20 protein-coding genes and 1 pseudogene are annotated in these 25,588 nt (G+C 61.8%); 3 read left to right on the top strand and 18 right to left on the bottom strand.

The annotated features are described in order from the left end of the window. Positions 1 to 789: 789 nt before the first annotated feature. The 5 genes from BLR13_RS29990 to BLR13_RS29960 form a co-directional block, all read right to left on the bottom strand. Positions 790 to 1,113 (bottom strand): DUF736 domain-containing protein, encoded by a 324-nt coding sequence (locus BLR13_RS29990; RefSeq protein ID WP_074816318.1) that lies wholly within the window; start codon positions 1,111 to 1,113, stop codon positions 790 to 792. A 1,007-nt stretch (positions 1,114 to 2,120) separates the two neighbouring features. Next, on the bottom strand, positions 2,121 to 3,059 hold the full coding sequence (locus tag BLR13_RS29975) for a DUF2493 domain-containing protein (protein ID WP_074816326.1): 939 nt from the start codon (positions 3,057 to 3,059) through the stop codon (positions 2,121 to 2,123). Positions 3,060 to 3,391: 332 nt separating this feature from the next. Next, a complete protein-coding gene (locus BLR13_RS29970; protein ID WP_074816330.1) occupies positions 3,392 to 4,423 on the bottom strand; it encodes a DUF7146 domain-containing protein in 1,032 nt (343 codons plus the stop codon). After that, positions 4,423 to 4,656: a hypothetical protein gene (locus BLR13_RS29965; protein ID WP_074816332.1), complete on the bottom strand. Its 234-nt coding sequence runs from the start codon at positions 4,654 to 4,656 to the stop codon at positions 4,423 to 4,425. The genes BLR13_RS29970 and BLR13_RS29965 overlap by 1 nt, the downstream gene beginning before the upstream one ends. Positions 4,657 to 4,761: 105 nt before the next feature. Then, positions 4,762 to 5,706: an ArdC family protein gene (locus BLR13_RS29960; protein ID WP_074816335.1), complete on the bottom strand. Its 945-nt coding sequence runs from the start codon at positions 5,704 to 5,706 to the stop codon at positions 4,762 to 4,764. Between the two features lie 1,223 nt (positions 5,707 to 6,929). On the opposite strand from BLR13_RS29960, the gene BLR13_RS29950 reads away from it, so the two are divergent. Then, complete coding sequence (locus BLR13_RS29950) at positions 6,930 to 7,211, top strand: hypothetical protein (protein ID WP_143039597.1); 282 nt, start codon at positions 6,930 to 6,932, stop codon at positions 7,209 to 7,211. Next, positions 7,208 to 8,503 carry a hypothetical protein gene (locus BLR13_RS29945; protein ID WP_074816340.1) on the top strand — a complete coding sequence of 432 codons (1,296 nt, stop codon included), beginning with the start codon at positions 7,208 to 7,210 and terminating at the stop codon, positions 8,501 to 8,503. The genes BLR13_RS29950 and BLR13_RS29945 overlap by 4 nt, the downstream gene beginning before the upstream one ends. A gap of 50 nt (positions 8,504 to 8,553) precedes the next feature. Here the strand turns inward: BLR13_RS29945 and BLR13_RS29940 are convergent, their stop codons facing one another. The 13 genes and pseudogenes from BLR13_RS29940 to BLR13_RS29880 all read right to left on the bottom strand — a co-directional run bounded on the left by BLR13_RS29940 (position 8,554) and on the right by BLR13_RS29880 (position 24,260). After that, entirely contained in the window at positions 8,554 to 9,336 is a 783-nt protein-coding gene (locus tag BLR13_RS29940; RefSeq protein ID WP_074816343.1) for an enoyl-CoA hydratase/isomerase family protein, read from the bottom strand. Between the two features lie 154 nt (positions 9,337 to 9,490). After that, the gene (locus tag BLR13_RS29935) at positions 9,491 to 9,688 is read right to left on the bottom strand and encodes a hypothetical protein (RefSeq protein WP_074816346.1); all 198 of its coding nucleotides are present in this window, start codon (positions 9,686 to 9,688) and stop codon (positions 9,491 to 9,493) included. Between the two features lie 116 nt (positions 9,689 to 9,804). Then, positions 9,805 to 11,895 carry a molybdopterin-containing oxidoreductase family protein gene (locus BLR13_RS29930; protein WP_074816348.1) on the bottom strand — a complete coding sequence of 697 codons (2,091 nt, stop codon included), beginning with the start codon at positions 11,893 to 11,895 and terminating at the stop codon, positions 9,805 to 9,807. A gap of 85 nt (positions 11,896 to 11,980) precedes the next feature. Beyond that, positions 11,981 to 12,733 (bottom strand): 3-oxoacyl-ACP reductase family protein, encoded by a 753-nt coding sequence (locus BLR13_RS29925; protein WP_074816351.1) that lies wholly within the window; start codon positions 12,731 to 12,733, stop codon positions 11,981 to 11,983. A gap of 6 nt (positions 12,734 to 12,739) precedes the next feature. After that, positions 12,740 to 14,113, bottom strand: a complete 1,374-nt coding sequence (locus BLR13_RS29920) for an MmgE/PrpD family protein (RefSeq protein ID WP_074816354.1) — start codon at positions 14,111 to 14,113, stop codon at positions 12,740 to 12,742. A gap of 5 nt (positions 14,114 to 14,118) precedes the next feature. After that, positions 14,119 to 15,213 (bottom strand): ABC transporter substrate-binding protein, encoded by a 1,095-nt coding sequence (locus BLR13_RS29915; RefSeq protein ID WP_244524966.1) that lies wholly within the window; start codon positions 15,211 to 15,213, stop codon positions 14,119 to 14,121. Positions 15,214 to 15,691: 478 nt separating this feature from the next. Next, a complete protein-coding gene (locus BLR13_RS29910; protein WP_074816356.1) occupies positions 15,692 to 16,723 on the bottom strand; it encodes an IS110 family transposase in 1,032 nt (343 codons plus the stop codon). 321 nt (positions 16,724 to 17,044) lie between these two features. Further along, a pseudogene (locus tag BLR13_RS29905) lies at positions 17,045 to 18,075 on the bottom strand (IS110 family transposase). 106 nt (positions 18,076 to 18,181) lie between these two features. After that, positions 18,182 to 19,174: an ABC transporter substrate-binding protein gene (locus tag BLR13_RS29900; protein WP_074816358.1), complete on the bottom strand. Its 993-nt coding sequence runs from the start codon at positions 19,172 to 19,174 to the stop codon at positions 18,182 to 18,184. 34 nt (positions 19,175 to 19,208) lie between these two features. Then, positions 19,209 to 19,826, bottom strand: coding sequence for an Isoquinoline 1-oxidoreductase subunit (locus BLR13_RS29895; RefSeq protein WP_074816361.1), 618 nt, complete (start codon positions 19,824 to 19,826; stop codon positions 19,209 to 19,211). 22 nt (positions 19,827 to 19,848) lie between these two features. After that, the gene (locus tag BLR13_RS29890) at positions 19,849 to 20,373 is read right to left on the bottom strand and encodes a (2Fe-2S)-binding protein (protein WP_074816363.1); all 525 of its coding nucleotides are present in this window, start codon (positions 20,371 to 20,373) and stop codon (positions 19,849 to 19,851) included. Beyond that, a complete protein-coding gene (locus BLR13_RS29885; RefSeq protein WP_074816366.1) occupies positions 20,370 to 23,144 on the bottom strand; it encodes a xanthine dehydrogenase family protein molybdopterin-binding subunit in 2,775 nt (924 codons plus the stop codon). The genes BLR13_RS29890 and BLR13_RS29885 overlap by 4 nt, the downstream gene beginning before the upstream one ends. Before the next feature lie 27 nt (positions 23,145 to 23,171). After that, positions 23,172 to 24,260, bottom strand: a complete 1,089-nt coding sequence (locus BLR13_RS29880) for a hypothetical protein (RefSeq protein WP_074816369.1) — start codon at positions 24,258 to 24,260, stop codon at positions 23,172 to 23,174. A gap of 328 nt (positions 24,261 to 24,588) precedes the next feature. On the opposite strand from BLR13_RS29880, the gene BLR13_RS29875 reads away from it, so the two are divergent. Continuing rightward, positions 24,589 to 25,566 carry a Bug family tripartite tricarboxylate transporter substrate binding protein gene (locus BLR13_RS29875; protein WP_091977638.1) on the top strand — a complete coding sequence of 326 codons (978 nt, stop codon included), beginning with the start codon at positions 24,589 to 24,591 and terminating at the stop codon, positions 25,564 to 25,566. The last annotated feature ends 22 nt before the right edge of the window (positions 25,567 to 25,588 follow it).

Genomic DNA, 25,588 nt, shown 5'->3' with positions numbered 1-25,588 from the left:
GTTCATGTTACCTTCTGCGCCTCCTTTATAGCTCATTCTACTTTGACGGTCGATTAATATGTATCATAAACATATCATTTAGAGTCATGTGGACCATATATAGATCATATCAGTTCTGCTAGGCACGCCTGAACCGTCCCATGGACCCAAACGGGACGAGCGGCTCTATGACGATAACCGTCGGATTTATCCTCCAATTCTCGTCCGCCAACGGAGACCGACGAGATCGTGCCGAAGCGAAGCGCAGGCTGGAGAAAGAGGCAGCCGCAGGAGCGTCAGCATAGCGCCGACGCTGAAAGCGGCGGGACGCGGGACCGACTGCAGTCGCGAGACCGGTTAACAAGGCACCCGCAGAGGGGCAGTGATAGCGACGCCGGAATGAAATGACGGCGGGACCCGAAGGCGAGTGCCTCCGGCGAGCGACCCATGATCGCGCGAGGGATCAAAGCCGGATGGCCGAGACGCCCCGCGGCTCGGTGCACGAGAGCCCGGTCCGAGGCCAGCGGACGCGCCCAACGCTAAAGACCGGTACACCATCACTTGAATGCATCATTGAACACTTGAGCGAGGGGAATGCGGCAAGGGACAACTGTGCATCGATTGCAGGCGCAAACTCCTTCGCATAATCCTCACTAAGAACGTCGTTTGGGGGACCGACGCGTTGAAGGCTACCGCGCGCGATGCGCACGCCCAAGCCCACGGCATCCACATCAAGGTATGTGACTGCCGTGAGCGGACTTTAAAGCAAAAAAGCCCCGCCCGAGGAACTCGGGCGGGGCGAAATGAGCCTCAGTCGCCATTCGGCTTGCGGCTGCGGGACCAGATGAGGGTGAAGGTCTCGGCGTCTTCGTCGTCGAAGAGGTTGGCGTAGATCGGAGCGTTGAAGCTCGGATCGTCCAGCTTGACCGAGAGATAATCGCGGCCTTCGGTGGAGCGCTTCGACCAGGCAGCCCCGATCTCGGCGCGACCGACATAGACCCGGTGGCTCGGCGCGTTGTCGTTGGTCCGGTCAGTCTCGGGGACGATGCGGACGCCCCTGGTCTGGAGGCTCAGGGTGACGATCTCGCCCTGGAATTCCTGGCCGGATTTCTTGAATGAGCCGATGTTAGCCATGTCACTTCTCCTTGCTGTTTTCGAGCTCCGCGACCACCGCGGCCTCGATGGCGATCTGAAAGCCGAAGGCGATCGACGCCGCACCCCCAAAGGCCGCAGCGCAGCGGAGGATGGCGGCGGTGAGACTTTCTTGCCTCGCGAGGAATGGGCGAAGCCCAGGGGAAGAAAGTCTCGCCGCCGCCATTGCGGTTCAGGCGATCGAGGCGTAGCCGGCCTTCGGCCAGATCAAGCCAATGAGAGGCTAGGTGCTCGCGAGCGCTGAACAGCATTTAGGAGACGTGCCAGCGGACAATCGGCTCACACAAGAAGCCCGGCCTTCCCAGCGAAGGAAAAGGAAACCTGGCGTGCAGAAAGGCGTCCCCGTTGTTACCGAGCAGATGGAAGTCAGCGCATGTGCCGGTCACCACGGGGTTGCTGTCGGCCGAAGAGATCATCCGGCTCAATCGGGGCGAGCGAGGGGACCGCGATGTGGCGATCAGCAACGACGAGCAGATTTCAGCGTTATGCCAACCGAGTGACGACAGACGCGCATAGTCACCCGCCCCGTAGTCGCCGTCCCATTGGGTGGCTGACCAATGGCTGAGCGCAGCGCCTGCTCTGAGCGCGGTGTCAGTCGATATCGACACATTCGCGTAAGCGGCGACCCCGACAGCGATGGCGCCAAGCACAGCGAACGACTGCCGCCACCATTCCGAGGGAATGCCGAACTGTGCATGAGCAAGGATCACATCATAGCCAGCGCGCGCCGCCGGAACCGCGAACAGTAACCCAGATGAAGGCGAACGATTCGAGCGCGCGACGGAGAAGGCGTACTGCCCGACTACGAGTGTGACACCGGCCGTGACGAAGCCAAACTACGACGGCACCGAACGGGCCTGCTCCGGCTTGAAAGGAATAGATCCCACGTTCATGCCGACGAAGAACGGCAATGCATGAGTTGCGAGCACATCTCATTGCCGCTTTGCAAGTTCGATGAATAGCAACTCCAACTGGAGCTACGGTGGCGCTCACGCGCCGCCGTTGCCGAATTTCCAGACGGGGATGCCGAGCTTCCGTGCCTTGTCAGCCAAGTTCTCCTGAATGCCGGTGCCGGGGAAGGCGATGACACCGATCGGCAGCACGTCGAGCATCTGATCGTTGCGCTTGAACGGTGCTGCCTTGGCATGTTTGGTCCAATCGGGCTTGAAGGCGATTTGCGGAACTTTACGGTGGTCGGCCCAGCGCGCGGCGATAAGTTCGGCCCCCTTCGGCGAACCGCCGTGCAAGAGAACCATGCCTGGATACTTGGCATGGACCTGATCGAGCTTGTCCCAGATCAGACGATGATCGTTGCAGTCGAGGCCGCCGGTGAAGGCGATCTTCGGACCGGGAGGCAGCATGACTTCGGTGCCGGCCCGGCGCCTGGCGGCGAGGAAGTCGCGGCTGTCGATGACGGCGGAAGTCAGAGCGCGATGGTTGACCTTCGAGCCGCTGCGCGGGTGCCAGTGCGATCCGATCTGTCGGGTGAAGTGTTCGGCGGCCTGGTCGCGGAAGAGTTCCATGACATCGCGGCGTTCGATCAAACTCATGCCCTCGGCGGTGAGACGCTCCAGTTCGACCGAGCGGATCTCGGAGCCATCCTGGTCGCGTTGGCTGCGCTTTTGTGCCTGCTCATTGTCGTCGAGTTTACGTTCGACCCGCTCGCTGGCGCGGTGGAAGAGATTCACCGTCGACCACAGGAGATCCTCGAGGTCGGGTTCGAGGCGAGTATCGCTCAAGGTAGCGGTGAGTGCGTCGAAGATATCGGCGACGGCACTGGTGACGGTACAGGCTTCGGGAAGCGATCTCGGGTCGGGCTCATCCTGAAAGGGGCGATAGCCATGGAGCTGAAGCTCGGTAAGGATGTGATCGGTCGGGGATGTCGCCTGCGGTGGCTCGTACGCCTGTTCGTCGCGGTCGATCGTCATGGTGGTCTCCTTTTGTCGGATCGGCCGCGCCCATCGCGGCCTTCATGGCGACGAAAGGCGGCAGGCGGACCGGACCTGCACCGACGAGCGCAGCGACAACGGCCGCAGCGAAGCGGAGGATGGCGGGAGCCGGCTATTTTGCTTCGCGATGTAAAGCGGCCCCCTGGGGACGCGACGGAAAATAGTCGGCGGACGCCATTGCGTGGCCGGACCGCTTGCCGCAGGGTCGCCCTCTCAAGAAGGCCGTGGGCGCGGGCCTCTCCGCCAATACGGAAGCCCGGGGTCGATGGCACACGGTCAGGGCGGAGTACCAGCCTCTTCCCTGCTCCCATCTAAGCGCCCGTGCTCAAGAACCGGCCAACGTCCTCCGGGGTGAGCTGGAAGCGCAACGCCGCGCGCAGCGCGGAGATGTCTGAGTTCCGCAGATCCTCGTTGAAATCTCCATCCTGCGGCGACAGCACCCTCGCCTCGATCCCAGCCGACTGCGCCCGGTCGGACAGTCCTGCCACCGCGCCATCGCCTGCCCGATCGTCGTCACGGACGATATAGAGTCGGCGCAGCGTTGCTGGAAACAGGATTGCTGCAAGATGCGTGGCCGAGAGCGCTGCGACCATCGCCATGCAGGGCATAGCGCAGCGAAGCGACAGCATGGTCTCGATGCCCTCACCCGCCGCCATCACGTCGCCAGACGGACCGAAACGGACCGCATGACCGAGAAGGTGGCCCATCGCCCGGCGTGGGGTTCCGACTGGCGCCTTGTCACACCTAGATGGATCGAGCCATGTGCGGTGTGCGCCGGTGATGTGTCCCCGGAGGTCAGTAACAGCCGCGATCATAGCAGGCCAGATTTCGGTTGTGGCGTCTGCCTCGGGACGGTAGTAGCAACGCGGCTGGAATCGCAAACTGTCGATGCCTAAGTTGGTTATGCCGCGTTGACGCAGATAGGTCTCCACAATGGTGCCGGAAATCGGGCTCGACATGGCGAAGAGCCGCCGCGCAGATTCCGTTGAGCCGGTCGGTACTGTTGACAGAGGCGGTCGATAGTCCGACCCAGGTTCGGATCGCGGCTGACCGAGGAAGCGGCGTGCCTCGTCGGCAACATCGCGGAAGTCGAGGAGACCGCAGCTTTCGCGAATGATGTCGAGGAGATCGCCGTGCTCGCCCGTTGCGGCGTCAGTCCATTTTCCGGCTGGACGTTTCGGCGACTCCCTCAACCGAACGAACATGGAGCGGCCCGGCGTGTTTTTGACATCGCCGATTAGCCAGTAGTTCCCCTGGCGCCTTCCGTTGGAAAGATAGTGGCGACACACCGCCTCGGCATCGCGCGCAAGACGTTGCACCAGTTCGGAAGCGTCGCGTAGCATCACGCGACTTCCCGCTCGGTATTGCCCGCGATAAGCAAGCGCAGTAGTGCCTTGGCCGAGACACCAACGCCAGCCGCGTCAGTGGGCAACAACATGCGCGCGACGCTCTCGGCTAGTCGTTCGATCAAGACACTGGCGTTTACGCTACGGACGGTCGATTGGCTCAGCACCGGCTTGTTGAAAGAAATCCCGCAAGAGAGCAACAACGCGATTCTTTTGATAACCTTCGTCATCTCCAGATCTCCCATGACGGGCGGCCGAAAGCTCCTCTCTCGGCCTCCAACCCGTCACAGAAACCGGCCCGTTCTCTCACTCTCTCGACAGGCGGCGGAGACGATTTACGTCGCCTCGTGATCGTCGACTAACGTCGGCGCGCCCACCCCGAGATCGGGGAGAAAACCGAGGAGATAATCCGCGACCTTGCTGGCTTGCGAAGCCGCCCGCACAATCGCGCGATTATCCTCGCGTAGCACCTTGAGCCATGAGTCGATGTAGTCGGCGTGCCGCACGGTAGGCACAATGCCGAGCGACGCACAGCAAAACGAAGAGGACATCTCGGCGATGATTTCCTCGAAGGCGTATTCTTTGGTACCGTAGCCGCCCGAGAGATCGCGATTGAGCCGGGAGGAATGCCCGCTGGCGTGCGCCAACTCATGCAGCGCGGTCCTGTGCCAGTTGATCGTCTCGAAATAGGCGGCCAGAGCCGGCACCTGAACGTAGTCGTTGCGAGGACAGTAGAAGGCCCGGTCGCCCCCAATACGGAAGTCGATCCTGGTCGCACGGATCAGCGCTTCGACCTGCGGCTCAACCATATGAGACGACGGTGCGATGCTAGAGGCATCGGCGGATAGGCCGTCACATTGCTCGGTATTAAAAACTGTAAATCGCTTCAGGAACGGAATCGCCCGAGCTTCATCACCCGCCGTACTCGCCCGCTTTATCTCCTCGGCCGGCACAAAGCGGTCGGTATAGACAACGGTCGTACCGCGCTCGCCTTTACGAACACAGCCCCCGATCGACAATGCTTGGCGGAAAGTGAGCCAGCTCTGGCCTGAAAAACCCCGCTCGACGGCGGCGCCCAGCAGGATCAGAATGTTGATGCCCCCATATCGTCGACGGGTTGCGGCGTTGTGAGGCAATGCAAGCGGCGCCTTAGCCGCAGCCCAGGGCCGGACCCACGGGACGCTCCCAGCTTCCAGCTCGGCGATAATCTTGCGAGTGATATCTTCATACAAATTGGTCCGATCGGTGACGAATTGGGCCTTGCGAACATGTCTGGACATCCCGGTTCTCCGCGACGGGTCCCACGAGCCTCTCTCGCGGCCATCAACCCGTCACGGCAAACCCGGCCCTCCTTTTGACTCTTCGGTCGTGCTGCGAGGAGGCTGGTCGGTCGATCCGCTTATCAACCGCCAACAAGGATCCATGGCGCGCAGCCCAATTCGAAGGCAGAGACGATGGAAAACGCAGTTTGCGTAGCGCAAGCCTAACTACTCGCCGACAGCGAGACCAACGAAGGCAGCCGCAGGCGCGTCATCATAGCGTCCGCGCGAAGCGCCACAGGACCCGGACCGAGCGCCTTCGGCGAGGGACACCTCATTCCGCGCGAGGGATCGAAGCCGTATGGCCGAGACGCCGCGCGGCTCGGTTCACGAGAGCCCGGTGCGGCGCTCGCCGCACGCGCAGAGGTACAAATCAAGTCATATCAACGGCACGATTGCGCGCCGTCGATACCTCACTGTGGCACCCACATCTAGCGAGGGCTGTTGTTCCGACAACGACAAGACCAGTCGTGGTTTTTGAGCTGGGTGAGCGACAGATCTGTCGGTTTGACCATTGATAGCCTGCTCAAATCAGATGACTCTTAATCATCGGGTCCCAGGTTCGAGCCCTGGTGCGCCCACCAAGCCTTCGGCCCTCGCTTCGTTACGATCTTTCGATTTCGCTCGTGACGACCGGCTGTTATCCAAAGCGGAAGTCGATAAGCGTCGCCGCGCGCCTCAAGTAGTCTCGCCTCTCGCCGCTTCCGGCGGCCCATGCGAAGCGAAGAGATTGTGCATCGTGCCCGACGACCTTCATTCCGGGTAGGTGCGATTCAGACAGATCGGATCCTAGCAGTCAGCGGCGCGCCGCCATCTCCAACGCAACCCTTCGGCAAGCATTCTACCGGGCTGTGCGACCGAACATGCGAACCCTGATCGCTTCCTTCTGCTTGGATCACCCGTCCCATTTGCACTCCAAATCACTCAATTATCGCACCGGTACTTGGCAGCCTCTTTTTCCACAGGCTTGTCGTTCTCTATCTGGAAGGCCCGGTTGATTCGAAAGGTGAGGAAGTGTGCAAGCATGAGGCACGAAACGGTCAAGAGCGAGCCGAGTTACCTAAATTTGCAATTTCTCTTGGGTCGCGCACCAGGCGATGGCGCTCTGAAAGATCCCGCGATTTCGTCGGTGGAATGAATGAGCAAATTGGACGACTGATCCATTGATGCGCGAGCCGACAGTCATGACACGACGCATCGCCCTTCCTGCCCGTTATCCGCCAATCAGCGCGTGGCCCGCACTCATGCGCGCGGACATGGCCGCCGCCTACCTGGATTACCGCGATACAGGCGAGCTCGCGCGCGCTGTCGGCCGCGGCGAGGCCCCACCGCCAATCGGCTATCACGGAGTTGGTCGTACTCGAGAGCCAGTTTGGTCGAAGGCGACTATCGATCGGATCACCGCACCAGGCAAGGCGATGGTTCAGGATCGATTAGAAGAACAAGACTTGGCCTCTCTCGTATGAAACTACCCCACACCGCGTTGAAGCTTCCCCGCTACTGCCGGCGAAAGCCACTGAAGAGCGGTCGATGGGCATACTTCTTTGAGCCGCCGACCTGGGCCCGCAAACAGGCCTGCTACGCCCAGGCCGAAGCGTTAGGGGAGGATTATGCGGCTGCCTTAGACCGAGTCGAGAATGTTCTGCTGCCCGCCTTCGACAGCTGGCGTTCAAGAGGATTGACCGACATGGTTCCAGCGACTCCTGTGCCTGGCAGTTTCGATTGGCTGGTCAATGTCTTCAAAGCACATCAGAAATGGAACGAGATAGATCACAAAACGCAGCGCGGCTACGAAAACGGCCTGGCGCTGTTTGCCAACCAAAAACTGAAGGATGGTAGCCGCGCGGGCTCCAAGCAGATTTCTGACTTCACGAAACGATTCGTCGACGCAGTTTACGCGAAGCTGCTCGTTGTGGAGGACAAAGACGCGGACGGAAACGTCGTGAAGCGCGAGCGTCGCCGCTCTGCAAATGCATCCATGACAGCTTGCCGGCGCGCCTGGTTTGTTGGTCAACGCGCGTACGAAACGGAGGTGCCGGCGAGCAATCCATTCTCGCGTATGGGCCTAAAAATCCGCACGCTTGGCAAGCTTCCGCGCGAAACGCCAACAGCGACTTGGGATGAACTCGTTGCATTCAGGATAGCCGCAAACAAGCTCGGATACGGCTCAGTCGCAACGGCCGCGTTGTTGACTTGGGAGTGGTTGCAGCGGCAAGAACACGTGTTCGGAGCCTTCGAAATCTCGCATTATCGGCCAAATGAGCGGCCGAATAGCGTGAGAATTGTACATCCGAAGAATGGTGAAGAGGCCTGGTGGCCTCTGTTCGACGAAGCCGGCACACCCTTATTTCCCGAATTAATGGCGGAGCTCGACGCCATCAAGGCGACGAAGGTCTCGGGTCTGGTCTTTCGACGTGATCATGAGCATCGCAGGTCACGCACCCAGCTCCCTTGGATTACGGAACGCAAGGATCTGCGTTACCTCCGGGCTGTCGTGAAAAAGATCGTCGCAGCAGCGGAGCTACGAAGTGTGCTCTCATTTACTTCCTTCCGTCACGGCGGCTTTACCGAAGGGGCGGACAGCGACCTTACAGATGCCGAATTACGCGCCGCAGCCCGGCATCGCTCCTCACACCAGTTGCCAACCTATGCCAAGCGCACACGCAAACAATTGATCGCAGGCTCCAAGAAGCGCCGTGAAGAACGAACAAAAGCAACTCCTTGTCGCACCTTGGAACGACCGCCCAACGTGACCTAAATGATTAGTTCACTTGGCGGGGCCTGAAATGCTCAGCTACGAACAGCTGGCTATTTGCCCGGCCACGAAGGCTTTCGCTTTTCGCTGAATGCCTTGAGGCCTTCCTTGGCGTCTTCCGTCATCGCCAGCAACGCGATCTGGCTTTCGGTGTAGGCGATGCTTTCGTCAAACGACATCGAGGCGATGGCCCTCATAGCATATTTGCCGCGGCGGATCGCGGTCGGCGACTTGTCGACGATGCGGCCGATCAGCCAGTCGACCTTGGCATCGAGCTCAACCGCGGGCACCACATAGTTCAGAAGACCGGCCGCCTTGGCTGCATGGGCGTCGAACGGCTCGCCGGTCAGCGACCATTCGTTGACGAGGCGTTTCGGCGCGATCGTTTGCAGCAGGCTGAGAACCTGCATCGGGAATACGCCGACCTTGACCTCGGGCAGTCCAAAGATCACATGATCGGCTGATACCGCCATGTCGGTCATGCACAGCAGGCCCATGCCGCCGGCCATGCAGACGCCGCCGACGCGCGCAATCGCGGGTTTGGTGGCATTTTGCGACAGCCGCAACAGATCGGCGTAGTCGACATTCGGCCGGGAAAAATCCATCGCAAAGGCGGCGCCACTGTTCTGCAGGTCGGCGCCGGCGCAGAACGCCTTGTCGCCCGTGCCTGTCAGCACGATGACGCGGATGTCCTTGTCGTCATGCGCCTCGCGATAGCCGCGGGCGATGCCGGCGACGACGTCGGCATTGATGGCGTTGCGCTTGTCCGGCCGGTTGATGGTTATCCAGAGCGCCTGCCCGCGCTTCTCGCGTATCACGCTGTTGGTATCGGTCATTGTACCGCTCACCTGTTCGCTATTGGTTGGCGAACATTTGCGACAGGATGGCGGTGAACTGCAAGGCCGAATACGTTTGGGGCGATCGGTTAATTTCACAATTGATGTTTCTGATCGCCTCAGCCAGTCAGCTTTGAGACGCTCCGGATCGGCGTTATTTCACGCGTCGTCCCTTGAAGAATCCGGCATTCGTCGTGTTCTGCTTGATATTGGCGGTATCGCCCTGCTCTGCCGAATTCTGAATATCGTCGTGCCCCTTCGACGCATCCTTATTCACCTCGGCATGGTCACCGGTACCCTTTTGGCTGCGATTGGCGGGTGGCACCGGCGGCATTTCATTATGACGTGACATTTTGATCTCCTCGGCTGCGACGCATTCCTGATCGCTTAGCTAAGGAAATCGCCGCGCTTTGGTTCCAGTCGCTGACCGCTGCGGTGCAACATGTGACCCGGCTCGGTCGGCCAGATTCAGGCCTCCGCCTTCTTCACCCAGACCTTATTGTCATGGAACGCCGCGCCGCCCACCGGCGCCACTTCCTCGGCCCCGGTCAACATATTGATGCCGCGGCCGCCGATATGGGCCTTGTTGGGCTGAATGGATTCCGCGATCAGCACGCCGCGGCGCACGCCGTCGAACAATTTTGCTGTCAGCGTCGTTTCGCCGCGCGTGTTGCCGAGCGTTACGGCCTCGCCGTCGGCGATCCCGAGCGCTGCGGCATCCGCGGGATGAATCATCACCGACGGGTTGCCCTCACGCGCAATCGAGGACGGCGTTTCATTGAAACTGGTGTTGAGGAAGCTGCGCGACGGGCTGGTGGCAAGCCGGAACGGATGCGCTTCGTCCGCCTCCTCGATGATCCGCCAATGGTCCGGCAGCGAGGGCATCTCCGCCCAGGGTCCCATGCCCGACATGCCCCAGGGCGGATGCGCCCAGTCGGCCTTGAAGTGGAATTTCTTGTCGGCATGCGCGAAGCCGTCGAGATAATGCGAGCTGCGAAAATCCGGCTGGATGTCGCGCCACAGATCCTTCTCCAGGCTTTCGATATCGCCGTGGCCGCTCTCCTTCAGCGTCGCGTCGATCAGTTCGCGCGGCGTCATCTCGAAGCCGGGATGCACGGCCTTGAGGCGGCGGCCGAGGCCCTGCAGCACCTCGTGGTTGGACCGGCACTCGCCTGGCGGATCGATCAGCTTGGCGCCGACCGAAATATGCTGGTGGCCGCCGCCGTAATAGAGATCGTCGTGTTCCATGAACATGGTGGCAGGCAGCACGATGTCGGCCATTTGGGCGGTCTCGGTCATGAACTGCTCGTGCACCACCATGAACAGGTCTTCGCGCGCAAAGCCCTGGCGCACCAGCGCCTGCTCCGGCGCCACCGTCATCGGATTGGTGTTCTGGATCAACATCGCCTTGACCGGCGGGCCATTTTTCAACGCCACGGCATCGCCGGTCAGGATGCGTCCGATCCGGGACTGGTCGAGCACCCGGACGGAGTTGTCGCGCGCATCATGGCCTTCGATGATCGATTCGTTGAATTTCCAGATCGCAAAATTATTGAAGAACGCGCCACCGCCTTCGTATTGCCAGGCACCGGTCACCGCGGGGATGCACAATGCGGAATGCATCTGCGCCGCGCCGTTGCGGCTGCGGGTAAAGCCATAGCCGAGACGGAAGAACGTACGTTGGGTCTGGCCGACCGCGCGTGCGAACGCTTCGATCTCTTCCACCGGCACGCCCGAAATCGCCGAGGCCCATTCCGGCGTGCGGGTCGCCAGATGCGCTTCGAGTTCGTCGGGACAGTCGGTGTACTTTGCAAGATAGTCCCGGTCGGCATAGCCTTCGCGAAACAGCACGTGCATGACGGCGCAGGCGAAGGCGCCGTCGGTGCCGGGCTTGAGCAGGATCTTGATATCGGCCTGCTTCATGGTTTCGTTGTTGTAGACGTCGATCGCCGCGATCTTCGCACCCCGCTCCTTGCGGGCGCGCATCGCGTGCGTCATCACGTTGACCTGGGTGTTCACGGGATTGGTGCCCCAGATCACGATCAGGTCGGACACGCCCATCTCGCGCGGATCGACGCCAGCGATCTTGCCGGTGCCGATGGCAAATCCAACGCGCGCGATGTTGGCGCAGATGGTAGAGTAGAAGCGCGAATACTTCTTCACGTTGGCGAGACGGTTGATGCCGTCGCGCATGACCAGCCCCATGGTGCCGGCGTAATAATAAGGCCAGACCGATTCAGCGCCGAATTCGCGCTCGGCAGAATCGAAGCGGGCGGCGATTTCGTCCAGCGCCTCGTCCCAGGAAATCCGCGCGAACTGGCCGGAGCCTTTCGGTCCGGTACGGCGCATCGGATAGAGCAGCCGGTCGGGATGATGAATGCGCTCGGCGTAGCGCGCGACCTTGGCGCAGACGACGCCCGCGGTATAGGTCTGCTGCTTGGAGCCCCGCACCCGGCCGATGCTGCGGCCTTCGATCACCTCGATGTCGAGCGCGCAGGCCGACGGGCAATCATGCGGACAGGTGGAATGGCGGATATCGACCTTGGCGTGCTGGTTCATGTCACCATAGGTAACATCAAATGCCGCGGTCGCCGAGGCACTTTATCCGGCCCCACCCCAACCAAAATGGCATTGAAACCATGCATTACGCGCCGAGATAGGCACCGCCATTGGCGTGGATCGCCTGCCCGTTGATATAGCGCGCGCCCGGCCCGCACAGGAATCGCACGGCCGCCGCCACGTCTTCCGGCCGACCCCGCTCGCCGGTGATGGTCCCGTGGGTCAGATGGTGCGCCGGCTCCGGTCTGTCCTTCGGCCGCGGCGTACCGATCAGGCCGGGAATCACGCAGTTCACCGTGATGCCGTCATCGGCGAGGTCGTGGGCCAGCGCGCGGGTAAAGCCAATGATCCCGGCCTTCGCGGTGACCACATGGGCGCGATTTTTCGCACCGGTATGCGCGCTGAGACCACCGATATTGACGATCGCCCCTTTGCCCGATTGTCGCAACGCCGGCAGGCAGGCCTTGACGCAGTGGAAGGTGCCGTCGAGCGCGACGTCCATGATCTTGCGCCACTCGGCATAGCTCATTTCGGCGAACGACTTTTCCCGCCGCAACGCGGCATTGTTGACGAGGACATCGATCCGCCCGAACTGCTTCACGGCGACGTCCGCCATCGCCTGTACCGATTTGGCATCGGCGACGTCGCCGATATGAACCAGCGCCTTGCCGCCGGCGGCCTCGATCTCACGCGCAACCGCGTCCGCCTCGGCGCGGTTGCTGCGGGCGTTCACCACAATGGAGGCACCGCCTTCCGCCAAGGTCAGCGCGATCGCGCGGCCAATATTGCGGCCTGCGCCGGTGACAATGGCGACCTTGCCGGTGAGTTCTTTGGTCATGAGCCGTTATCCACGCAATGATGAGAGATCGATGCGGCCATTATACAACCCCGCCATCAGCTTCAACGCCGCTTCGCCCTGCGCTGCGCTCCAGCCACCATGCTGCGCGTTGAGTGTAAACTTGTCGGTCACGTCCTGGCGCGTTAGCGGCTCCTGCACGCCGCCGCGAAGGTAGGGCTGCCGGTCTTCCACCATGCTGCCATCGCGGAGCGTGGCGCGGATATGGCCGGTGTAGTTGTTCGGATAGGGATTGTCCGGGTCGATCACGAATTTCACTTTCGCGGCCAGCGCCAGCACGCGCGCATCGCTGATCGCGCTGTCCGTGAATGCGCCGAGCCCGACGCCGCCATGCACAAAGCCGGTGGAGAGCAGATAAGGCGTCGCGAATTTGGCGGCGTAGCCGTTGCGCGGGCGTTGCTTGTCGGCGAGCGGCTCCCACAGCCGGTGCACCGTGCCCTCCGCGACTTCACAGACGATCTCGGCGACGTCCTCCGGCTTGATGCCGCGTGCGCCCAGCCGCCGCGCGCAATCGATATAGGGCTGCGCCATGGTCCCGCAGGGATAGGGCTTGAACGCCAGCGTGTTCGTCACCCAGCGGCTACCGAAATCGCCGGTCAGGGCTTCGTAATCGCCCTCCGTGGTGTGCGCGAAGCCGTGGAACAGGCCGTGGACGCCCTCGAACACCGTGCGGGGACCTACGAACCCGCCCCGCGCCAGCAGTGCTGCGCGAATGCCGGATTGCGCCGCCCAGCCGGCATGCAGCCGCTTGGTCCAGGCGCCTTCGGCCAGATATTCGATGATGCCGCCGGCCATGCTGCCGGCGATACCGAGCGCATCGACGATTTGCCTCGCATTGAGGCCGAGGGCGGCGCCGACCCCGGCGGCCGCGCCCATGGCGCCGAACACCGCGGTGGGGTGAAAGCCTGCCTTGTGCACGGCCTTCGGCACCACGAGACTGAGACGGCACAACACTTCGGTGCCGACCGCGATCCCGATCAGCGCCATCCGCCCGTCCGGATTGTGCCGCTCGCAGGCCGCCAGCACCGCCGGCACGATCACCGCGCCGGCATGCACCGGGCCGCCCTCAAAGGTGTCGTCGAAATCCTCGCCATGCGCCGCGGTGCCGTTGACGAAGGCGGCGCCCGCGGCATTCAGCGTGCGCCGATGCCCGATCGCCGTGCAGGCGCCGTCATCATCGCAACCGGCGAGCGCGCTCTTGATATAGTCCTCGTTGCGCGCGGTAACGCACAGACCGACGACATCGATCAACAGATCCTCGCATTTGCCCGTGGTCACGGCCGGGAGCGCACCCGGCTTCAACGCGACGATCTTTTCGGCAAGCGTTTCCGCGACCGAAACCCTGGGTAATCCGGAGGTCATCCCGGTCAGACGCGGAAGATCTTGGTGTAGCGCGCCTTGATGGACTCGCCTTCTTTCTCCACCGCCGCGGCATCGTCCTTCATCGTCTTGATCTCCTTGAGCGGTCTGCGCCCCGCCTTCTCTGTGGCCTGCGCATGCACCGAGCGGAGGCCTCCGACATCGATGATCATCTGCTGGGCCTCGCGGCCGAGGCTGAATGACTGGAACAGCTTTGCTGCGTTCGGATGCGGCGCGTCCTTGAAGATGCCGTTCGGCCCGATGATCAGCGGCGATCCCTCCGAGGCATAGACCGGCGCGACCGGGCGGCCGGCCTCCTTCATCTGGAAGATGTTGTACTCGTTGCCGTCGGCCATCACAGCGCGTTCGCCGAGGTCGAGCTTCTTGGGCGGATCGGCCGACGACTGCACCTGCATGATGTTCTGCTTGGCGAGCTGCTCGAAGAACGTCCAGCCGAGATCGCGCTGCATCTGGTAGGTCGCGGTCATGATGGTGCCGCTGTAGCCGGGATGCGCCTTGACGATCTTGCCTTTCCATTTGGGATCGAGCAGGTCGGCAAAGCTTTTCGGCGCGTCCTCCGCCTTCACCAGATTGGTGTTGTAGGCGATGATGCTAAGCCAGACCCGGAAGCTGGCGAACTGGCCGTCGATATCCCTGTGCTCGGCCGGATAAAACTTGGCAACTTCCTCCGGCACATAGGGCGCCAGAATGCCGTCGCGCTTCCAGACGATGAAATGCGCAGCATCGGACGAGTTCACGACGTCGACAGCGTGGATGTTGCTGGAATATTCCTGGCCAATGCGCTGGAACACGCGCTCCGCGCCGGTGCGCTCGACACGAACCGCTATGCCTGAATATTTCGCCTCGAATGCCTTGGCCAGCTTCTCCGCGACCGGCAGGTCGGTCGAGGTGTAGTAGATCACCTGGCCTTCCTTCCTCGCCGCCTCGATCAGCGCCGGCGTCACCGGTTCCGGCGCCGGCGCATCCGCCAGCACGCGGGTGGAAAATGCTGCGCCTGCGAGCACCGCGCCGGTGCCTTTAAGCAGGGTGCGTCGCGAAATCGAAGTCTTCATCAGCGTTTCCATGGGATTGGTCTTGGACATGTTTTTTGCCCGGTTGTGGGGCTTATTCTTGCAGGGTCCGATACATCCGAGATTATCGCTTTTACCTGGGGCGCACAGCAAGTCTTTCGTCGACTGCGGGGTCCACGGCCAACAGCCTTGCGCCGTCGGAGCCATGCCCAAGTCGCGGTCGCTGCACTGCGCCCGCCGACGCGATGTGCCATGTGTGGACGTATATGGACCCCGCCCGATTGCAACAGGTCGGCTGGATCAAGATCCTCGGTCACAACTGCTGACGTATATCCGGCTTCTTTATGCGGCTGGACAACGTCTTCGCCGCGAGCCCCGATGGATTTTCGCGCGCTTCCACCTCATCGGCCCCGAGACATTGGCCGAAGCCATGCCGGTCCACACACCAGGTTCGGGAAGCGACGGAATGACCGTTTCATCATCTCCTGCCATTTTGCTGCAATTGCCGGGCGAGACCTCCTTCTGTTATTCTTTCGTTTGCTGTTTCACCTCAAGCTGCTTTCACCGACGGTGCGTGCTCGTAGAATGTGCCGCCCGAGAGCATGGCCCACACGATCCTCGCATTCTTGTTGGCGAGCGCGACAGCCGCGACATTGGGATGCCGCCTTTGCCGCAACTTCCCAAGCCAGAGGCTTCGGGGATCCTGCTTGCCGGCTGCTTTGCCGAGCACAGCGCGAGCGCCATGGATCATCAATGTGCGCAGATAGCGATCGCCACGTTTGCTGATACCGAACAGGCGGGCTCGCCCCCCACTGGATCGTTGTTTCGGCACCAAGCCGAGCCAAGCCGCGAACTGACGGCCGTTCTTGAAGCAGGTTCTATCGCCCACGGCAGCAATCAAGGCGGTTGCCGTCACAGGGCCGATGCCTTCGATCTTTCCAAGCCGCTGGCACTGCTCGCTGGTCCGGAAGATTTCACGTATCCGCCGGTCATAGGTTGCAATGCGATCATCAATTTCGGCCATTTCCGCCTGCAACTCTTTCATGAGCGAGCGGACCATGCCGCTGAGGCCGTCATCGCCATTCCCGACGATTACCGCAAGGTTGCGTCGCAGCTGCGAGATGTCACGCGCAATGACAATCCCATGCTCGGAAAGGAGGCCACGAATCTGATTGACGAGTCTGACACGGTCGGCGACCAGACGCCGACGAATTCGATGAACTGCCTGAACCGCCAGTTGATCAGTCGACTTCGGCGGCACAAAACGCATTGATGGCCGGCCGACCGCTTCGCAGATAGCTTCCGCATCGTTCCGGTCGTTCTTGTTCGACTTGACATATGGTGTCACGAACTGAGGGCTGATCAGCCGAACCTCATGGCCGAGATCGGAAAGCACCCTTGCCCAGTAATGCGCTCCGTTCGAGGCCTCCATGCCAACCAGACATCGCGGCAGATTGGCGAAAAAATGGGCTACCGCATCGCGACGCAACGTCTTTCGCACCACGGCTTTTCCGAGACTGTCGACGCCATGAACCTCGAACACATACTTCGCAAGATCCAGACCTATTCGAACGATCTGCATGATATCCTCCTTCGTTGCAGTTGGCGTTCGAGATTTCACTCGCCTGGAGGGCGGGGTCCATACCATTGGCTCCGTGTTGGCAAGAGATTTTTCACGTTTTGCAGCATTGGTCGGTGCAGCCATGTGTTCGGCCTTTAGATGCGGTTCACATGACCGCTGGCCATAATGCCCTCCGCGGATCAGGTCCCGACCAACAACTCGCATTCAAGAATGCCTTGGCACATGTGGGTTGTCCTGATCGCCGGATCGACCGGCTCTGCATTACGTGCTGTTCGCCCTCCCCAACCTTCACATCACGCCAGTTGCCCGGCGCGATCTCGTTCATCGCGCAAGCGCGACGGGTTCGTTGTATCGCTCGCCCCTGGCCATCATGACCCAGACCATCCGCGCGATCTTGTTGGCGAGCGCGATAGCCGCAACCTTGGTCGGCCGCCTGGCCAGCAAGGCCGTGAGCCAGGGCCGGTGTTTGGCGCCGTGGATCTTGGCGTAACGGATGACAGAAAGCGCGCCGGCCACAAACAGGCCGCGCAAATAGCGGTCACCTTGCTTGCTTATATTGCCGAGCCTGTTCTTGCCTCCACTGGAGTGCTGTTTCGGTACCATACCTATCCAGGCCGAGAAGTTGCGCCCTGATCGGAAGGACTTTGGATCAGCAACGGCAGCGACCAAAGCAGTGGCCAGCACTGGACCGACGCCGGGGGCTTCTTCGAGCCGCATGCTCATTTCGTTGGACCGATGCCATGCCCTGATCAACCGGTCGAACTCCAGGATCTGCTCCTTCATCCTGCGCAGTTGAGCCCCGAGTGCCGCAAGACACGCACGAGCGATCTCCGGAACCCTTCTGTCGTTCGGATCGGCGACGACAGTGAGCAGTTCTACGACACCTTGACGCCCGACCGGCGCAACTATCCCGTACTCGGCAAGATGAGCCCGGATCGCATTGATTACGGAGGTCTGCTGACGGATGAACAGATGACGCGTGCGGTGCAATACCAAGCCGCTTTGCTGCTCGGGAGTTTGGTCGGCACGAACCGCATGTTGGCCCTGGTGACTGCCTCACAAATAGCCTCTGCGTCAGTCGCGTCATTCTTCTGCCGCTTGACGTAGGGTTTCACGTAGGCCGGCGGCATTAGCCGGACGGTGTGACCAAGTGCCTGGAGTTCGCGTGACCAATGGTGCGCCGAGCCGCAGGCTTCAATACCGACCAGACACGGCGACAGCTTCCGGAAGAACGTCAAGACATAGCGACGCTTCAATTGCTGGCGAACAATTACTTGGCCGCCAGCGTCAACGCCGTGAACCTGGAAAACCGACTTGGCGATGTCTAAACCGATTGTCGTAACCGTCTGCATGGCTCGCTCCTCTGAATCGTGGGAGCCTTAACAGCCCCCACATCCGTGGCACTCTCGTGCCGGTGGAGGAGCCGTCCACAGCATCAACATCGAAAGTGAGCACGCCCTACTCAATCAACTCGTCGGCAGTCGCCAACAGGGAAGGCGGAACGGTGAGGCCAAGCGCATTGGCGGTCTTCAGGCTGATCGCCAATTTGAAGCGTGTGGGCTGTTCGACCGGGATATCCGCGGGCTTTGCGCCTCTCAGTATCTTGTCGACGTCGGCCGCTGCGCGGCGGAAAAAATCGGGAAAATCCTGTCCGTACGACAGCAGAAGACCATGTGGGACCATCTCCGCGACAAACGACAGCGCTGGCAGCCTGTGTGCCAAAGCCGACGAACCAATACGTGCCCGCTCATTAAACAGCATCGATCCGGCTCCCAGGATGACGCCGTCGGCGCGGTCTTGAGCAATTTTGGAAAACGCAGGCTCAATGTCATCGGGCGTCGATACCGTGGCCGGCCACAACGAAATGCCTAACGTCTCGGCCGCCGCCTGATTAGCCTTGACCGCGCGCTGCGTGAATGGGTCCGTCGGATCGACCAGAAGTGCTACACGCGACAGGTTCGGAACCGCTTCCTTCAATAACGCCAAACGCTTCCCGCTCAGGTCGATTGACATCAGTGAGAGACCGGTGGCATTGCCGCCGGGTCGCGCAAGACTCTCGACAAGGCCGCCACCGACTGGATCGGATACAATGACAAATACGATCGGAATGGTGCTGGTGGCTTGTTTAGCCTCCTTTGCGCCCAATCCAGTAACCGCGACAATCGCGTCGACTTTGTCCTCGGCAAGCTCGCGTGCGAACGTACGAAACCGTTCCGGTTGCTCGGCAGGAAATCGATGGAGGAACTCAATGTTCTTACCTTCGACATAGCCAAGATCGCTGAACGATTTTGTTAAAACATCTAAGTAGATCTTCTCTTCATCCGCATTGCTGGCGTGCCAGAGGATACCAACCCTCGTAATCTTTGCGCTCGTTGCATTCTGCTGCGCGCGCGCCATCAAAGGCCAAGCTGCCCCTGTTGCGGCAATCGCAATGAACTTCCGCCGTTCCATATCAACCTCCGCTAGGCGCTTATGAGCCCACGCCCTACTTCGCGGGGCAGGCTGCGCCGGTTTTCACCCAGGCTTCGACCAGCGCCCCGGCCTGCTTTTGCGTACCGGGCGCGGGGCTGCGTCCGGCGCCTGGCGCCCAGGCCCAGCCCACCAGCGTGTCTTCGCCGATGTGATGGATGAGATCCTCGACCTTGCGGCCGCCGTTGCGTGCGGGGTCCCTGAGTTGGTCGCAAATTTCGGCGATCGTTTTACCCTCCCACGCCATTTCCCGCGGGGCGAGGTGCCATTCAGGATGCCCCGGCATGTGGCCGGGCTCGAAATTGGCATTGCCGTGACAAATCGAGCAGCGCATCGCCGGCAGGCCATGACCGTCGGCACCGCGGGCAATCGGCGGCTGATGCAGCCGGCTCTCGTCGCCCTGCCGCGGGCGGTCACCCGCCGGATGGCAATTGGTGCAGCGCGGATGGGTCAGCACCTTGCCAAGTTCGGTGAATATCGCGGCCGAGCGCGCATCCGTATCCGATATCGATGCAAAGCTGTCGGGGCTCGCAAGCGATGGCGGTGCGGTCTCAGAAACGGCGTAGCCCGCGAGCATGCTCGTCGCGACAACGACGACGGAGAACATCAGCTGAAACCGCAGTTCCGACTTCATGTCGCGCTCCCCTCGCCTCCGCTCACTGGTTCGCCACGAGATAGCGCTTGGAATCCGCAAGGATCACGTCGCGCACCGCCTCGTGGTACTTGACGTAGCCGGTGCAGCGGCAGAGGTGACCGTCGAGCGCATCGGCGACGGTCTGCTCGAGTTCGGCGCGGTTGACCGGTGTCCTGGCCAGACGTTCGAGCAGAACCTGGCCCTCGTTCAGGAAACCGGCCGTGCAATAGCCGCACTGGAACGCAAAGTGCGCGATAAAGGCCTTCTGGAGCGCGGAGAGCTCGCCATTCTTCACGTGGCCCTCGACGGTACGGATCGCCTTGCCGTCGAAACTCACCGCCGAGGTGACGCAGGTCGGGCTGGTGTAGCTCGTGCCATCGGGATTATCGACGATGATGGCGCAGCTCAGGCACTGCGCGGCGCCGCAGCCGAACTTGGTACCGGTCATGCCGAGATACTCGCGCAGGAAATCGTTCATCGAGAGATCGTCGCGCACATCCGTCGGCCCGTGCGGCTGACCGTTGATCGTGATGCTCAATTTGGTCACGCGAGCACTCCCTTGAGCAGGTTTGCCGTCACCGGCAGCGATTGAAAGCGGTGGCCGGTGGCGTCGAAAATGGCGTTCAGGATCGCAGGGACGACGGGAACCGTCACGACCTCGGCCATCCCCTTCGGCGGCTCGTCCGGCGTCAGCGGCGGCAGCATCTCGATCTCGAGGTCATGCAGCGGCAGGTCCGATCCGCGCGCGACGAGGTACTGTCCGAGATTCCACTGACCGTTGCCAGGTCCGCCCTCGTAGAGCGGCAGCGTCTCGAGCAAGGCATAGCCGACCCCCATCGCGAAGCCGCCCTGGGCCTGGCCCAGCACGACCTCGGGCACCAGCGCCTGTCCGCACTCAAAAACGCTGTAAGCCTTGGCGATGCGCAGAGCCCCGGTTGCCCGCGCGATCTCGACGCGAACCACCGTGCCGCACATCGAGGTATAGGCGGTGCCGATACGGTTGTTGTCGGTCGGCGGAAACTTGACGCTGACCCGATCGATACGCGCGAACTTGCCATTGCCCTTGCGCACGGCCAGCGCGTCGATCTCGGCGCGATATTGTTCGCCATTGAGGGGGAAGCGCGCGCGCGACCACGCCCAGCGGGAGAAACTATGCGCCACCGCTCCGGTCACGAGATTGCGCGCATGCGCTTTCGCAGCCAGCGCCGGCAATGGCAGCGGGTCAAGGCCGGTCATGACGAGTCGCCCGTCCTTCCACTGCGCCTTGGTCGAATCCTTCGCGCGCGGGTCGCCTGGCGCGATGCGCCAAAGCTCCAGCGCCGCCGGCCACAGGCCGAAACGAAAGATCACACGCGCCGCCTCAGCGGCCGAATGGGTACCGACATGCGCGCCGATCGAGGCGCTGGTCGCCGAGCTGATCGCCGGAACCCAGCGTGGGTTCTTCTCCGCGGCGTCCTGCGTTTTCTGGTCGATCGTGTAGGGATCGCCCGATGTGACCAATCCGAGGGCGTCATAGCTATCGACCCGCGCCACCGAAACTTCGTCGGCGACGGCGCCAAGATGGATCGCGACCCGGTTCGCGAGCGCCGTGCCGATGCCGTTGCCCATTTCGACGTGATCGCAATAGATCGCGACTTTGCCTTCCGGCGAGAGTTCGACCCGCCCGAGCGAGCAATCGGCACCGGCGCCGTAATCTTTGGTGACGCAGGCAACGCCGGTACCGACGAGCGTGCCCTGCGGCCCATCCAATTTCCGTTGCGCGCGCTGCTGCCAGATCGGATGCTTCTCGAGCTTGTCGAGAATCTCCGTGGTACGGACCGAGACGATGTAGGGATTACCCATCATGGTCCGGCCGGTGGGCCGAAGCGCATTTCGCCGCCGGAACTCGATTGCGTCGAGCGGCAGGGCGGCGGCGACTTCATCGACCAGCACCTCCAGCGCCGTCATCGTCTGCAACGTGCCATAGCCGCGCATCGATCCCGCGGTCACCCCCCGCGAATGCAGCGCAACCGTGGTCACGTCGACCTTCGGAACGTCATATATACCGATCGCGGCGGCGGCCCCGACGGTTGCCACGTTCGCCGAGAAATTGGCCAGCCCGCCGCCGTCGAGGACATGATCCGCCGCAAATGCCTGGATCTTGCCGGTAGACCGGTCGACTCCGATCCGCGACCGCATCTTGAAGGCGTGGCGCTTGATGCCGCCCTGAAACTGCTGATAGCGGTCATGCGCCAGCCGTACCGGATGACTGGGAAAGAACATCGCCGCCAGCGCCACATAAAGCACGAACGGCGTATGATCGCGCCCGCCGAAGCCGCCGCCGACATAGGTGAACTGGGTGTTGATATGGGCCGGCTTGAACGGTCCCCGCGCCTTGCCGAGCAGATGCGCAATCGACTCCGCCGCTTCATACGGAGATTGCACGCCAAGAACGAGCTCGAGACTTTCGGTTTTTCTGTTGTACCAGGCGAGCCCGGATTCCGGTTCGAGGAACATCGGATCGACCGACTGCGTCTCGAACTCACGATCCAGCACCAGCAGGTTGGGATCCTTCGCCGCCAGCTGGCTGCGGATCTGCTCGCCATAGACGGCGGCCTTGGCATAAGGAGCCTGCGTGTCCTTGGCAGCCGGAGACCACACCGGCAGCGGCGAGTTCTGCGAGCGTCCAGGGCTGACCCAGCCCGCCAGGAGCGGCGAATAGACGTCGGGCGCGTCCGGCGTTGCGCCGGCGACGCGCGTAAAGCGGTAGGCGCCATAGTCCGCGATCGTGACCGGACCGGTCTCTTCACCGAATTTCACGAACGTGCCGTCGCGCAGCGCGAGACGCGCCTGGTCGAAGGCATCGAACGTCTCGAAGATCAACAGCGCTACCGGCTGCCCCATATAGATCGGCGTTCTCCCGATCGGACAGAACAGGTCGCCGGTATAGAATTCAGGAACGCTGGTGCCGATTTTGTCGAGATCGTCCGCAGTCACGACGACCGAGGGTTTTACCGCGCCGCCCAGGCGCGCGAGGTCCATTCCAATATAGACATGGGTGGCATCCGGCGCGCGAACCAGTATCGCGTGCGAGGTCTTCGCCGGCCACCCCGGTAGATCGGACGCCCGGAAATCAGATGCGTAGAGTTTTGCGCCGGTGACTTTGGGAACGCCGTCAATCCGACCTGCGCCATTGGTTGCGGGATTCCAGTTCCCGCTACCCGGAAGCGACGCACGCGGCGGCAGACCGGCAGCTTCCGCCGATCCCAAGCGCGACAGGCTGAGCGCTATGCCGCTTGCCGACACCCATTTCAGAAACTCGCGCCGTGAAGGCCCCATGCTCTCACCCGTTGACCGATTGCCGGCTTACTTCAGGTCCGCGATCGATGCCGGGCCCGGACCCGGCGTAACCAATGTCGGCCATTGCTTCGAACCGAATGGCACAACGGGCGGCAGGAACGGCGTCATGCCGCGTTTGCCGGTTTCCGCGACGATGGCGGCGCGCGCGTCACCGCCCATCAACTCGTAGTCCATCAGGTGGTAATTGCCGAAGAACAACGCGCCGACCGAGCGATCCGCGATAATGCGGGTCAGCGATTCCAGCATGTCCGCAGGCGTGGTCGTGAAGGACACCGTCTCGATCAACAACAGGCGGCTGTTGATCGCTTCGGGTCCGAAGAACTGCGCCAGAACGCTGAACAGCACGTTGTTCTGGCGCGCGACGTAGATCGTGTTGCTGGCGGCGTAGGTCTTGTCCCAGTCGGCGCCGAGCTGGGTTTTCCAGCTGGCCAACACCGTCATCCAGTGCGCGACCTGGGTTTGCGCCGCCCATGCCACGTTCTTCGCCAGATAAGGCGCCTGCTTCTTGCCGAAGGCTTCCAGCGTGGCGAAAGGAATCACGCCCTTGGCGACGCATTCGTCCATGAAGGCGATATTGTTTTGCAGGATGGTGCGATTGTTGTCGCGCCATCCCGGCTCCATCGGGGTCGCATCGAGCCCATCGAGCGCCGACTGCATGCGGCTGCGGTAGGCGAGCATCGAGCCGCGCCAGGACTTGTCGTCGGAATTATCGACGTAGGGACCGACAACCTCCGCCAACGCCATCGTGCTGTGGCCGACCGACTTCAACAGTTGATAGACGACAGGTACCTGCGGCGCGTCCATTGGCGCCATTCCCGGCCGGTAAAGGATCATCCGTCCCCCGGCGCCCGAGAACAGGCCGAGGATCACCGGATGCTTGCTCAGGATGTTGCCCTGGAAAATCTTCGCGGCATCGCCGTAGAGCTCGAACATGCCAGTGTTGAGAGCCAACATGTCCTTGGTCGCAATATCGGCTGCTGTTGCAGCGGTTTTGCCGGCAATAGGCGCCATATACGATGGCAGGGACTGGGCGTGGATCGCGGTACTACCGGAGACGGCTATCGAGGCAGCCACCAGGCAGGGATAGAGTTTCATGGCGCGCTCCTCGTGACCTTGCTCAAAGCCTTGTTCGACTCACTGCCGCACTCTGAAGGATTCGGCGCGCCGTTGCCATGGCAAGCGCGCAATGCTCGCGCCGATGATTGCAGCCTGCTTAATGCAATCCATCAAATAGGACGGGGGCTGTTTGCCAGATAAGCGAAATCGCCGGCCAACTGCAGCATCGGCACGACCATTGTCTGATTCGAGGGGGCTAGCGGTCGTGCCGCGGATCGCTACACTTGGCCGCAGAGAAGCAGACCCGGCAATCAGCGTCGGTCAGCAGGCCGACGCAGAAAAAGGCCGGGTTCGGGAGGTTAACATGATGCGGCTAAGGCTGGCATTCGCGCTGGCGACAGGTCTTTTCGCAAGCCAGGTTATTCTCACTTCTTCCAGTCAGGCGCAGGACTATCCGTCGCGGCCGGTGCGGGTGATCGTGCCCTTTGGCGCCGGCGGACCCGCCGACGTCACCGCCCGCCAGATCGGCAGCATTCTGCAGGAAAATTTCGGTCAGCCTTTCGTGGTCGAGAACCGTACTGGCGCCGGCGGAGTGATCGGCACGCTGGAGGCGGCCAAGTCGCCACCCGACGGCTATACGCTGTTGATGATGTCGAACACCCAGACCGCGAACGAATCGCTGGTGCCGCAACGCAAATATGAGCTGATGCGCGATCTCGCGCCGATCGCCCCAATCAACTATTCGGACCTGGTCATCGTGGTTTATCCCGCCGTGGCGGCGAAGACGCTTCAGGAATTCATTGCACTGGCGAAAACGCAGCCTGGCAAGCTGAATTACGCGTCGTCCGGCCAGGGCACGCCGTATCACATGGCCGGCGAACTGTTCAAGGCGATGGCCGGCATCGATATCCTGCACGTGCCCTACCGCAATAGCGGCGAAGCGCGCAGCGGCGTGATCGGCGGCCAGGTGCAGATGATGATCGACGCGGTTCCGGCGATGGCCCCCAACATCGCGGAAAACCAGGTGCGCGCACTCGCCACCACGGGCAAGACGCGCTCGGCCGTGCTGGCTGATGTGCCGACCGCAAGCGAAGCGGGCGTTCCCGGCTACGAGGCCACCATCTGGCTCGGCCTGATGGCGCCGGCGGGGACACCGAAGCCGGTGATCGACAAGCTCAACGCCGCGGTGAATGCCGCGGTGAAACGGCCGGATATCGTGAAGCTCTGGACCCAGCAGGGTGCGGTTCCGATGTCGATGACCCCGGACGAGTTCGACAAATTCCTGCGCGGCGATATTGTTAAATGGGCTGAAGTCGTCAAGAAATTCGACAAGACGCCCCAATAGGCCGCCCGCCAAGGTCCATCCG

Source organism: Bradyrhizobium ottawaense (assembly GCF_900099825.1).
Classification (GTDB): domain Bacteria; phylum Pseudomonadota; class Alphaproteobacteria; order Rhizobiales; family Xanthobacteraceae; genus Bradyrhizobium; species Bradyrhizobium ottawaense_A.
This window is presented reverse-complemented; position numbering and strand designations above follow the sequence as displayed.

Coding starts and splice junctions, on each gene's coding strand:
- BLR13_RS29910 (WP_074816356.1), bottom strand. CDS start 16,723: ATGCAGATCGTTCGAATAGGTCTGGATCTTGCGAAGTATGTGTTCGAG.
- BLR13_RS29930 (WP_074816348.1), bottom strand. CDS start 11,895: ATGAACCAGCACGCCAAGGTCGATATCCGCCATTCCACCTGTCCGCAT.
- BLR13_RS29965 (WP_074816332.1), bottom strand. CDS start 4,656: ATGACGAAGGTTATCAAAAGAATCGCGTTGTTGCTCTCTTGCGGGATT.
- BLR13_RS29950 (WP_143039597.1), top strand. CDS start 6,930: ATGACACGACGCATCGCCCTTCCTGCCCGTTATCCGCCAATCAGCGCG.
- BLR13_RS29900 (WP_074816358.1), bottom strand. CDS start 19,174: ATGGAACGGCGGAAGTTCATTGCGATTGCCGCAACAGGGGCAGCTTGG.
- BLR13_RS29990 (WP_074816318.1), bottom strand. CDS start 1,113: ATGGCTAACATCGGCTCATTCAAGAAATCCGGCCAGGAATTCCAGGGC.
- BLR13_RS29875 (WP_091977638.1), top strand. CDS start 24,589: ATGCGGCTAAGGCTGGCATTCGCGCTGGCGACAGGTCTTTTCGCAAGC.
- BLR13_RS29880 (WP_074816369.1), bottom strand. CDS start 24,260: ATGAAACTCTATCCCTGCCTGGTGGCTGCCTCGATAGCCGTCTCCGGT.
- BLR13_RS29920 (WP_074816354.1), bottom strand. CDS start 14,113: ATGACCTCCGGATTACCCAGGGTTTCGGTCGCGGAAACGCTTGCCGAA.
- BLR13_RS29915 (WP_244524966.1), bottom strand. CDS start 15,213: ATGTCCAAGACCAATCCCATGGAAACGCTGATGAAGACTTCGATTTCG.
- BLR13_RS29925 (WP_074816351.1), bottom strand. CDS start 12,733: ATGACCAAAGAACTCACCGGCAAGGTCGCCATTGTCACCGGCGCAGGC.
- BLR13_RS29895 (WP_074816361.1), bottom strand. CDS start 19,826: ATGAAGTCGGAACTGCGGTTTCAGCTGATGTTCTCCGTCGTCGTTGTC.
- BLR13_RS29975 (WP_074816326.1), bottom strand. CDS start 3,059: ATGACGATCGACCGCGACGAACAGGCGTACGAGCCACCGCAGGCGACA.
- BLR13_RS29945 (WP_074816340.1), top strand. CDS start 7,208: ATGAAACTACCCCACACCGCGTTGAAGCTTCCCCGCTACTGCCGGCGA.
- BLR13_RS29940 (WP_074816343.1), bottom strand. CDS start 9,336: ATGACCGATACCAACAGCGTGATACGCGAGAAGCGCGGGCAGGCGCTC.
- BLR13_RS29935 (WP_074816346.1), bottom strand. CDS start 9,688: ATGTCACGTCATAATGAAATGCCGCCGGTGCCACCCGCCAATCGCAGC.
- BLR13_RS29885 (WP_074816366.1), bottom strand. CDS start 23,144: ATGGGGCCTTCACGGCGCGAGTTTCTGAAATGGGTGTCGGCAAGCGGC.
- BLR13_RS29970 (WP_074816330.1), bottom strand. CDS start 4,423: ATGCTACGCGACGCTTCCGAACTGGTGCAACGTCTTGCGCGCGATGCC.
- BLR13_RS29960 (WP_074816335.1), bottom strand. CDS start 5,706: ATGTCCAGACATGTTCGCAAGGCCCAATTCGTCACCGATCGGACCAAT.